General features: G+C 65.8%; 6 protein-coding genes and 1 pseudogene. 3 read left to right on the plus strand and 4 right to left on the minus strand.

Annotation, left to right across the window (positions count from 1 at the left end; translation table 11 throughout):
- Window positions 1-194: 194 nt before the first annotated feature.
- The 3 genes from MUW49_RS08475 to MUW49_RS08485 all read right to left on the minus strand — a co-directional run bounded on the left by MUW49_RS08475 (window position 195) and on the right by MUW49_RS08485 (window position 5,712).
- Window positions 195-3,950 carry an AAA family ATPase gene (locus MUW49_RS08475; RefSeq protein WP_210538546.1) on the minus strand — a complete coding sequence of 1,252 codons (3,756 nt, stop codon included), beginning with the start codon at window positions 3,948-3,950 and terminating at the stop codon, window positions 195-197.
- Window positions 3,947-5,173: an exonuclease SbcCD subunit D C-terminal domain-containing protein gene (locus tag MUW49_RS08480; RefSeq protein WP_052814876.1), complete on the minus strand. Its 1,227-nt coding sequence runs from the start codon at window positions 5,171-5,173 to the stop codon at window positions 3,947-3,949. The genes MUW49_RS08475 and MUW49_RS08480 overlap by 4 nt, the downstream gene beginning before the upstream one ends.
- Before the next feature lie 110 nt (window positions 5,174-5,283).
- A complete protein-coding gene (locus MUW49_RS08485) occupies window positions 5,284-5,712 on the minus strand; it encodes a GNAT family N-acetyltransferase (protein WP_052814877.1) in 429 nt (142 codons plus the stop codon).
- Window positions 5,713-5,891: 179 nt separating this feature from the next.
- On the opposite strand from MUW49_RS08485, the gene rdgC reads away from it, so the two are divergent.
- Complete coding sequence (rdgC, locus tag MUW49_RS08490) at window positions 5,892-6,803, plus strand: recombination-associated protein RdgC (RefSeq protein ID WP_010673564.1); 912 nt, start codon at window positions 5,892-5,894, stop codon at window positions 6,801-6,803.
- Window positions 6,804-6,971: 168 nt separating this feature from the next.
- On the opposite strand, the gene MUW49_RS08495 is transcribed toward rdgC, so the two are convergent.
- Complete coding sequence (locus MUW49_RS08495; protein ID WP_052814878.1) at window positions 6,972-7,589, minus strand: GDSL-type esterase/lipase family protein; 618 nt, start codon at window positions 7,587-7,589, stop codon at window positions 6,972-6,974.
- A 112-nt stretch (window positions 7,590-7,701) separates the two neighbouring features.
- Between MUW49_RS08495 and ggt the strand changes: the two genes are divergently transcribed.
- Window positions 7,702-9,483, plus strand: coding sequence for a gamma-glutamyltransferase (gene ggt / locus MUW49_RS08500; RefSeq protein WP_052814879.1), 1,782 nt, complete (start codon window positions 7,702-7,704; stop codon window positions 9,481-9,483).
- A 425-nt stretch (window positions 9,484-9,908) separates the two neighbouring features.
- Window positions 9,909-10,013: pseudogene (locus tag MUW49_RS08505) on the plus strand (IS5/IS1182 family transposase); the annotation flags it as partial.

The raw sequence follows: 10,013 nt of genomic DNA on the forward strand, positions 1-10,013 counted from the left end.
AGCCGAGCCAGCATGTCGCCAGATGCCTCAACAACATCGTTCAGATCGTTTGCAATAGACATAAAAAATCCGGAACCAGTGATTGGTTCCGGATTGTCCTACAGCAGAAGGATCGGTCAATGGATCCTTAACTGATCAGCATTGCCCTGTGACAGGAGCCTTCTTGTTCATGGAGGGTCATGGGCGACACGTCGTCAGCCGGGCAACACCACCCGGCTTTCGCCGCCGCCGAGGGCATCCACCCGTACCTGCACGCCGATCCGCTCCACCAGGGTCTGCACGTGGGAGATGACCCCGATCTGGCGGCCAGCCGCCTGCAGGGAATCGAGGCTTGAGAGCGCCAGATCCAGACTGTCGGGATCGAGGGTGCCGAAGCCCTCGTCGATAAAGAGCGATTCGACCTGGGTCTGGCGCGACGACAGGCTGGAGAGGGCCAGCGCCAGCGCCAGCGACACCAGGAAACTCTCGCCGCCGGAGAGGGAGTCCACCGAGCGCACCTCGTCCCCCATGTCGAGATCCACCACCTGCAGCGCCAGATCGGTGCCGGGCACCCGCTCCAGCCGATAGCGAGGCGAGAGCTCGGCGAGCTGGGCGTTGGCCTCCAGCAGCAGCCGCTCCAGCGTGAGGCTCTGGGCGAAGGTACGCAGCTTGGCGCCGCTGGCCGAACCGATGAGATCACAGAGCCGCTGCCAATGATCCGCCACCGCCTGCTGGGCAGCCAGCTCCTCCTGCAAGGTGCCCGCCTTGAGGGCCGCCGCCTCGGCCTGGGCCAGCGTGCTCTTGCACTGGAACAGCTGCTCGTCGAGAGTGCGGCAGTGCGCCTCCAGCGCCGTCAGCCGGCTGGCGAGCTCCTGTGGCGCCAACGCGGCCAGCTCGGGGTGATGCTCGCAGTAACGCTCTCGCTTGCTCTCCTCCAGCGCCAGCGCCCGCTGCCGCTCGGTCAAGCGGGTACGCGCCTCGGCGCGGGCATCCTCCAGCGCCTGCAAGGCGGCGCGGCGCCCCTTGAGCTCATCCGGGCTCATGGCCAGCAGGCGGCGCAGATCATATTCGGCGATGCCGAGGCTGCTGGCGTGGGCAGCCCAGCGCCCCAGCACCTCCCGTCGCCGCCGGCTGCTCACCTGCTTCTCCTGCTCCAGATGGCTGAGACGGGTCTTGAGCTCGGTCTGGCGCTCGCGCAGGGTGCGGGCCGCCCCCTGCATCGTCTCCAGCTCGCTGGCCAGTTGCTGCAGCCGCTGCTGCCAGCGGCTCTCGACCAGGGCAATCTCCTCCCCCCCCAGACAGGTGGCACGACTGGTAACCAGCCCCTGCCGTTGCTGTTCATGTTCCTTGTAGTCGCGCTCGAGCTTGTGCAGCAGCTCGCGCTGGGTCTGCAGACGCGCCTCCTGAGCACTCAGGGCCGGGGTAAGGCTGGCAATCTCGCCGGTCATCCGCTCCCACTCGCTCTGGCCGTGCAGCCAGGCCTCGCAGGCCCGCTGCCACTCGCGCCACTGCTGGCTGCCCAGCCACTGACGCCAGGGCTGGCCTCCCATCTGCTCGTCGAGCCGGTTGCCCCCCTGCTCAAGGCGCTGGCGCAGGGTCGCTTCCTGCTCGCCCATCCCCTTCACCTCCCCTTCCAGGGCGATGCGCTGGCGATCGGCCTCCTGCCACTGCTGCTCGAACTGCTGGTGCTGGCTGGCCAGCTGGCTCAGCTGCTGGCGCACGGCCTGTAACTGCTGCTGCCCCTGCTGGGCCTCGCGCAGTTGCTGCTGGCTGCGGGCCAGCCCCTGCTCCAGACTCTGGCCGCGGCCGAGCAGGGTACTCATCAACTCGTTCCACTCGATCGGGCTCTGACGCAGCGGCAGCGGATGGCCCAGCAGCTCGGCACCGCCCAGCTGCTGCCAACGCTGGGTCAGCTGCTCGGCGCGCGTCTCCAGCTCAGGTAGATGCTGCTGACGCACTGCCAGCTGGCGGGCCAGCTCCTGGCGTTCGCTCTCGCACTGAATGTATTGGTGATTGAGCCGCTCCCACTCGAGCTCCAGGCTGCGGACGCGCTCCGCCAGCTGGCCGAGAATACCGGCCACCTGCGGCTGGCTCTGGTGATAGGGGTGCTCCTCGGCGCCGCAGAGCGGGCAAGGTTCACCGTCGCGCAGGATGTGGCGATGCTGCTCGAAACTGGCGATGGCACGGGACTGCTCCAGCGCGCGGCGTGCCTCGTCCCGTTGCAGGGCGAGCCGCTCGCGGGCCGGCGTCAACTCATCGCCGAGGATGGCCAGCTTGCCGAGCGCCTGCTCCAGCTGGGCGATCTCCTGCTGCAGGCGACCATGCTGCTCACCGTGATTGCGGCCATAGTCCGCCAGCTCCAGCAGCTGGCGCAGCTGGCCCAGTTGTTCGGTCTGCTGCTGCCACTGCTCCTGCGCCTTGGCCAGACGCCCCTCCCACTGCTGCTCCTGCAATTCGTGCTGCTGTTGCTGCAACCGGGTCTGCTCGCGCTGCCAGTAGTCGCGCTCCTGCTGCCCCTGCTCCAGCTGGTGTTGCAGTTGCCTGAGGGTGCGCAGCTTGTGCTCGCGCAGGGTGAGCAGTTGCTGCAGCCTGTCGGCATCCTCGGCCCAATCCTGCATGGCAGTGAGCAGCGGCTGCCACTGGCGGGCCACCGGCGCCAGCTCCTTGTGCTCCTCAAGCCAGGCGCCCCACTGCAGGTGCTGGGCCTTGAGCTGCTCCACCTGCTGGCGCTGCTGGCGCCAGCCCTGTTCCAGGGTGAGCTGCACCTCCCGCTCCTGCGACCCCTCCTGCTGGATCTTCTGCAGTTGCTGCTGCTTTTCCCGAATGCGGGTGTCGAGCTCCTGCGCCCGTTTGAGTTCGGGTTGCAGGGCTCCCCACTCGCGCTCGGCGGCGATCTTCTCCGCCAGCAGTTGCTGTTCGGTGAGGGCACTCTGCTGGGTCTGCTCCTCCAGCTTGCCAAGTTCGGGGCCAAGCTCGGCCAGTGCCTTCTCCTGCTGCTGCACCTCCAGGGTGAGGCGAGCCAGCTCGTCGTGATCGGCGCGGGCCACCTGGGCCTGCTCGGCGCGGGCGAACTCCTCCCGCTCGGGAGCGGCCGCACCGTGGGCCGCCTCCGCCGCGGCAAGGGCCGCCTCTCCCTCCTGACAGGCCTGCAACTGCGCAGCGATGCGGCCGTTGAGATCCCGCAAGTCCTGCATCAGTTGCTGTTGCTGCTGCTCGTGTTTGAGGCTGGTGGCGAGGCTGACCTGCTGGCTCACCCACTGCTCGCGGGTCGCCTCGTCCATCAACGCCACGTCACCGAGCCGCTGGCTGATGGCGGCCAGTTTCTGCTGCTCCTCCCGCGCCCGCTCATGGGTCTGGACCGAAATGGCGGAGTAGAGCTCAGTGCCGGTCATCCGTTCGAGCAGGGCCGAACGCTCGTCGGCGCTCGACTTGAGGAAGGCGGCAAACTCCCCCTGGGGCAGGATGACGGCGCGGCGAAACTGCTCCCAGGAGAGCCCCACCAGCTCGTCGATGCGATCCTGCAGCTCCCGCTTGCTACCACTGAACACCTGGCCCGACGCCACGTCGGTCAGGCTGCGCTCCTGGGCCTGAAAGCGCCCCTCGGCGCGGTTGCGCGCCCGGCGCACCGCCCAGCGGGCCAGCCAGATGCGGCCGTCACAGCCGCGAAACTGCACCTCGGCAAAACCGCTGGCGTGGCCGCGGCTGAGGATACCGCGCACGTCGTTGGCCTTGAGTTTCTCCTCGTCATCCATGCGGCCCACTTCGGCGACGTTCTTGCGATTGGCGATAAAGCGCGGCATCTCGTCGTAGAGCGCCAGACAGATGGCATCGAGCAGGGTGCTCTTTCCGGCGCCGGTATTGCCGGTGATGGCAAACAGGCCGGCGGCCCCCAGGGCGCCGCCAGCAAAATCGATGGTAAAGGGGCCGGTCAGGCTGGCCAGATTCTCCCCTGACAGCGACAAGATTTTCATTGGCTGGCCTCCTTCACTTGCTCCAGGATCTCTTCAAACGACGCCACCAGCTCGGCCTCCGGCTCCCCGTCGAACTGACGCTGATAGCAGAGGCGAAACACCTCGGTGGGGGAGAGCTCATCGAGCCGGCGCTGGCCGGCACCATCCGCCAGCCCCTGGCCCGAGCCTTGATAACTGGTCGTGATGCGGGCAAGGCGCACCGGCTTGTCGCCGATGGCGGCCAGCACGCGCTCGCGGATGCGGGCCTCGGGTTTGGGCAGCAGCAGCCGTACCTCGAGGAAGGGCTGTGCTTCTTGTGGGCAAGGGTGCAGCGCCAGCGCCTCGATGGCCTTGAGCGCCTCGTCAAGGCCGCTCTGGGGCAGGCGGATCATCTCCACCGCGCGGGGCACCGGGATCCGCTCAAGGCGGGCCAGTTTGCCCCTCTCAAACGTCACCTCCAGCACCTGATGGTTGTAATTCGCCTCGGCCAGCGAGAGCGGCAGCGGCGAGCCGCTGTAGTGCACCCCCTCGGCCGGGCTCTGGGCCAGGTGCAGGTGACCCAGCGCCGTGTAGTCGGCAGCGGCAAACAGTTCGGCAGGCAGGGCATGCTGGTTGCCGCCGAGCACTCGCCGCTCGGAGAGCTCGGAGAGCTGGCCCGCCGCCAGATAGGCGTGCCCCATGGCGATGAGGGCCTGATCCGGATGGCAGCGCGCCCGCCCCTCGCTCAGCACCGCTTCATAGACCTGGCGCACCCCTTCGATGAGTCTGTCCTGCCCCTCCCTGAGCCCTTCCGGGCGCAGATCGCTGCTGCGCAGAAACGGCACGGCGGCGCACCAGGCGGCCACCTCGCCGTTTTTGCCTCGCAGCGGCACCAGCAGGCGCTCGGTCTCGAGGTGCCCCTCGTCGTCCCGACTGATGCTGCCCACCAGATGCAGGTCGAAGGCGCGCAGCAGCTCGTGGGGGGCATCCAGCTTGGAGGGGGAGTCGTGGTTGCCGCCGATGAGCACCATCTCCAGTGCCGGGTGCTCGGCGCGCAGCCGCGCCAGGAAGCGGTAGAGCTGCTGCCAGGCACTGGCGGGAGGGTTGGCGGTGTCGAACAGATCGCCCGCCACCAGCAGGGCGTCGATGTCGCGGGTCTTGATGGTGTCGGCCAGCCAGTCGAGGAAGGCGTCGTGTTCGAAGCGGCGGTCGTGGCCGTGAAGCTGATGACCGAGGTGCCAGTCGGCGGTGTGCAGGATCTTCATGGAAAACGGCTCGATAAGGAGAAGAGAGCGGGGGCGAAGGCGCCCCGGGATGGAGACAAGATGAGGATGGTGCCCCCCGTTTTCAACCGGGGCAGCCCCAGACGTCAGATTCAGACGGCTTGGTAATGCATCTGGTACTGAAGATGGCCGGTGAGGGGATCGGGCACCTCCCCCCCGATTTCAAAGCCGTGGCGGCGGTAGAAACGCACCGCTGGCTCGTTCTCCACGAAGACCCGGGTATGCAGCTCGGCACATCTGGATCTGGCTTCCTGCAACAGGGCGTGCCCCACCCCCCGCCCCTGCCGGTCGGGGCGCACGAAGAGTGCAGCCAGGTAATCATCCACCAGCGCCATGAAGCCGAGCAGATCCCTTCGCTCCTCGAACACCCAGATGCGGGCGTGATCGAGGTAGCGGGTACGCAGCTCCTCCTGAGCCTGCCACCAGCAGGAGGCATCGACGAAATCGTGGGCCTGCAGGGAGGCCAGGAGCCAGATTTCGACGATCTCTTCCATGTCTTCCGGCCGACTCTGTCTCAACATGGTCGCCTCCTTGTCAGCAATGTGAACACTCGCAGTCTAGGGGAGTTGGGCCCGCTCCCGGGGGATCAAGATGGGGCCCTGTGAGGTCGATCGCCCTTTATTTAGCGAGAATGATTGGCTGATCACAAAGCGCCTCTCTAGTACAATGCCCGCCGGACAATCTAGAGACCGAGGACGCCATGTGGTTTAAAAACCTGCAGATTTACCGCTTTACCCGCCCCTTCGACCTGACCGTTGAGCAGCTGGAAACCCAGCTGGAAGCCTGCGCCTTCACCCCATGCGGCAGCCAGGACATCTCCCGGTTCGGGTGGGTCAAGCCCCTTGGCAAATTCGGCTCCACCCTGACCCACGCCGCCTCTGGCCATATCCTGCTGTGCGCTCGCAAGGAAGAGAAGATGCTGCCCGGCACCGTGGTCAAGGAGATGCTGGCGGAGAAGGTAGAGGCCATTGAATTCGAGCAGGGTCGCGCCCTCAAGAAGAAAGAGAAGGAGGCGCTGAAAGAGGAGATCATGCACACCCTGCTGCCCCGCGCCTTCAGCCGCACCAGCCAGACCTTCGCCTGGATAAACCCTGCCGACAACCTGATGGTGGTGGATGCAGGCTCCGCCAAGAAGGCGGACGATCTGCTGGCACTCTTGCGCAAATCCATCGGCTCCCTGCCGGTAGTGCCGGTGGCCCTCAAGAACCCGCCCGAGATCACCATGACCGAGTGGCTCAACGAGGGCAACCTGCCCGCCGCCTTCACCCTGGAGGACGAAGCCGAGCTGCGCAGCGCCATGGAGCACGGCGGCATCATCCGCTGCAAGCAGCAGGATCTGATGAGCGAGGAGATCAAGAATCACCTGGCCAACGACAAGCTGGTGACCAAGCTGGCCCTCAACTGGGGCGAAACCCTGAGCTTCGTGCTGGGGGACGATCTCTCCATCAAGCGCCTGAAATTCAGCGAAGAGCTGCGCGAGCAGAACGACGACGTCACCAGTGAAGATCCCGCCGCCCGCCTGGACGCCGACTTCGCCCTGGTCACCGCCGAGCTCTCCCAGTTCATCCCGGCCCTGTTTGCCGCCCTGGGCGGTGAAGAGCAGTCCATCTAAGCAAATTGGCTCAGCCTGATTGCAAAAAACCGCCTTCACGGCGGTTTTTTCATCTCCATCGGCACCGTCGCCGCGAGCTGGTCCCCTCCGGGGTAGCGCCGCCGCGCAATCTCCTGACCCCATAGGTTGCAGCAGCATGGCGCAATGCCCCGGCAGCATGATACCTCGCTAGAGCGCCCCCCTTTCCTGCAACAGTCGATGAAGTCGCTGCGCCAGGGTGCGGTAACCCTCGGCATTGAAATGCACCGCATCGGACTTCAGGGCCGGGTCTCGCAGCAACTCACCGATGCTGTCGTTGTCCAGCACCAGCCCGTACTGCTCTGCCAGCTCCCCGTAGAGGGGGGCGCCATCGGCAAACAGGGATTTTCGGGGCACCCCGACAAGCAGGATCTGGGCCCCGCTCCCCTGCACCGCCTCTATCATGGCAGCGAGATTGGCCTTGAGGGCCGCCTCCCCGCTGCCACGCAGGATGTCGTTGCCCCCCTCCAGCAGGATGACCAGAGCGGGTCTGTGCCGGGCCAGCAACCCGGGCAGGCGGGCCCTGCCGGCCTGGCTCAGCTCTCCGGACACCCCGCCATTGACCACGGGATGGCCGCTCAGGTTCGCCAGCACGCTGGGGTAGCTTTGGGACGGGCTCACCCCGCGCCCCTCGGTCAGACTGTCCCCGAAGGCGAGCAGGGTCTCCCCCTGGGCCAGCGGTCTGAAGGTCGGCTCCCCGCAGGCCGCCAGCAACAGGCAGAGCAGCCCCGCCATGCAAGGTTTCGCCAGCGTCCCCAGGTGTGTCATGAGCGCCTCCTTGATAGTTTTGTAACCATATGAGTATTAAGACAAACTTTTAATCAAGCTCCAAGTGTGACACATTTCGGCAGGTGAACAAGAAACCGACAAGGAGCCTGTCATGTCCCTCAAACCCCTCGGCCTGCTGGTCGCCCTCGGCCTGCTTGGCGGCTGCGCCTCCCAGGATGGCTTTCACTATGTCCCTCCTCCCCAGACCCTGATCGCCCCGGAGGCGGCCAGCGGCTGGATTGACAAACCGGGCTGGCAGGGCCGTGACTTCATGGTGGCGGCGGCCAACCCGCTGGCGGTGGATGCGGGCTACCAGATCATCAAGGCGGGGGGCAGCGCCGTCGATGCAGCCATCGCCGTCCAGCTGGTGCTGACCCTGGTGGAGCCCCAATCCTCGGGTATCGGCGGCGGCTCCCTCATGCTGGTGTGGGACGGCAAGCAGGTGGCGGCGGTGGATGGCCGGGAGACGGCCCCCGCCGCTGCCACCGATCAGCTCTTCATGAAGGAGGGCAAACCCATGGCCTTCTATGAGGGGGTGGTGGGCGGGCGCTCCGTCGGCGCCCCCGGCACGGTGCGTGCCCTGGCCCTGGCGCACGAGCGCTATGGCAAGCTGCCCTGGGCCACGCTGTTCGAACCCGCCATCACCCTCGCGGAGCAAGGGTTCGTGATAAGCCCCCGCCTCGCCACCCTGCTGGCAAAAGATCCCTATCTGGCCGGGGATCCGGACGCCCGTGCCTACTTCTATCAGGCGGACGGTACTCCCAAGACGGCAGGTACCCGGCTCACCAACCCGGCCCTGGCCAGGGTGCTGCGTACCCTGGCAAGCGACGGCCCCGACGCCTTCTATCGCGGCCCGCTGGCCGAGGCCATGGTGGCCAAGGTGCACGCCCACCCGACCAACCCCGGGGTGCTGAGCGCCGCCGATCTCGCCAGCTACCGGGCCAAGCTGCGGGACGGGCTCTGCTTTGACTATCGCCAGAGCGAGATCTGCGGCTTCCCGACCCCCTCCTCCGGCACCATCGCCCTTGGCCAGATTTTCGGCATGCTGGAGAGCCGGGACATGGCCGCCCTCAAACCGGTACAGGGGGAGCAGGGTCAACTGGCCGCCTCCAGCGAGGCCATTCACCTCTACAGCGAGGCTGCACGCCTCGCCTTCGCCGATCGCAACCAGTATGTGGCCGACGGCGACGTCGTCGACGTGCCGGTGACAGGTCTGCTGGACAAGGGCTATCTGGCGCAGCGGGGGCACCTTATCGGCAACCGCTCCATGGGCGTCGCCCAGCCCGGCAACCCGCCCCGGGCACTGGCCAGGGGCCGGGACGCCACCCCGGAGCTGCCCTCCACCAGCCACATCTCCATCGTGGACAAGAGCGGCATGGCGGTGGCCATGACCAGCTCCATCGAGGATGGCTTCGGCTCGCGGCTGATGGTCAACGGCTACCTGCTGAACAACCAGCTCACCGACTTCTCCTTCACCTCGGTGGACGCCGCCGGCCTGCCGGTGGCAAACCGGGTGGAGCCCGGCAAGCGCCCCCGCTCCTCCATGTCGCCCCTGCTGGTGTTTGACAAGGCAAGCGGCGAGCTCGAGATGAGCCTGGGCTCCCCGGGAGGCTCGGCCATCATCAACTACGTGGGCAAGGCACTGCTCGGCACCCAGGATTGGGGGCTCGACCTGCAGCAGGCCATCAACCTGCCCAATTTCGGCAGTCGCAACGGCCCCACCGAGCTGGAGCAGGGGCGCACGCCCGATACCGTGGTCCAGGGGCTCAAAGCCAGAGGGCACGAGGTCCTGCTTAACGAGCAGACCTCCGGGCTGCAGGGCGTCCAGCGCCATGCCGGCGGCTGGCTGGGGGCCGCAGACCCCAGACGTGAGGGGGTCGCCAGGGGAGAGTGATGCCCCTTCAGTACCCTCGTTCACCATGGAGGAGGCCCGCCTCCTCCATGCCGTGTGCTCATAGGTGTTCTCCCTTGCCTCCCAATATCATCATCGATTGATTATTCCTGCCAATTTTTCTTTAACTGCACACTCTTTTCACCCAATCGCAATGCATTAAAGATGCTTTTCATCAAAATCAACGAAAAAACTGGAGCAGTGTTGCTCATGGTATATAAATGCATTACTTTTCAATAGAAACGGCATCTGTTGCCCTCAAGATTTCCCCTTGATACGGCCAACTTCTGTCTCTTTCGCCCCCTGCTCATTGACAGCTGCCCTCTTCGCCTTCGGGTGATCTGGTAGCCCCTGACTGCCATTAGGCTGTGTTCTTAAAGTGATGAGGATATAATCTCACATCTTCTCAACAGCTTAAGATCCATTCCGTGTCCCGCCGTTATCAGCTGACTGATGCACAATGGGGGCTTATCGAGCCCCAGTTTCCTTCTCGAAGCCTGATCGGGCGCCCTACCCGTGAACCGCGCCAAGTG

It is taken from the genome of Aeromonas sp. LsrichE-8G, assembly GCF_022869435.1.
In the GTDB taxonomy this organism is placed as follows: Bacteria; Pseudomonadota; Gammaproteobacteria; order Enterobacterales; family Aeromonadaceae; genus Aeromonas; species Aeromonas caviae.

Coding starts and splice junctions, on each gene's coding strand:
- MUW49_RS08475 (WP_210538546.1), bottom strand. CDS start 3,950: ATGAAAATCTTGTCGCTGTCAGGGGAGAATCTGGCCAGCCTGACCGGC.
- MUW49_RS08480 (WP_052814876.1), bottom strand. CDS start 5,173: ATGAAGATCCTGCACACCGCCGACTGGCACCTCGGTCATCAGCTTCAC.
- MUW49_RS08485 (WP_052814877.1), bottom strand. CDS start 5,712: ATGTTGAGACAGAGTCGGCCGGAAGACATGGAAGAGATCGTCGAAATC.
- rdgC (WP_010673564.1), top strand. CDS start 5,892: ATGTGGTTTAAAAACCTGCAGATTTACCGCTTTACCCGCCCCTTCGAC.
- MUW49_RS08495 (WP_052814878.1), bottom strand. CDS start 7,589: ATGACACACCTGGGGACGCTGGCGAAACCTTGCATGGCGGGGCTGCTC.
- ggt (WP_052814879.1), top strand. CDS start 7,702: ATGTCCCTCAAACCCCTCGGCCTGCTGGTCGCCCTCGGCCTGCTTGGC.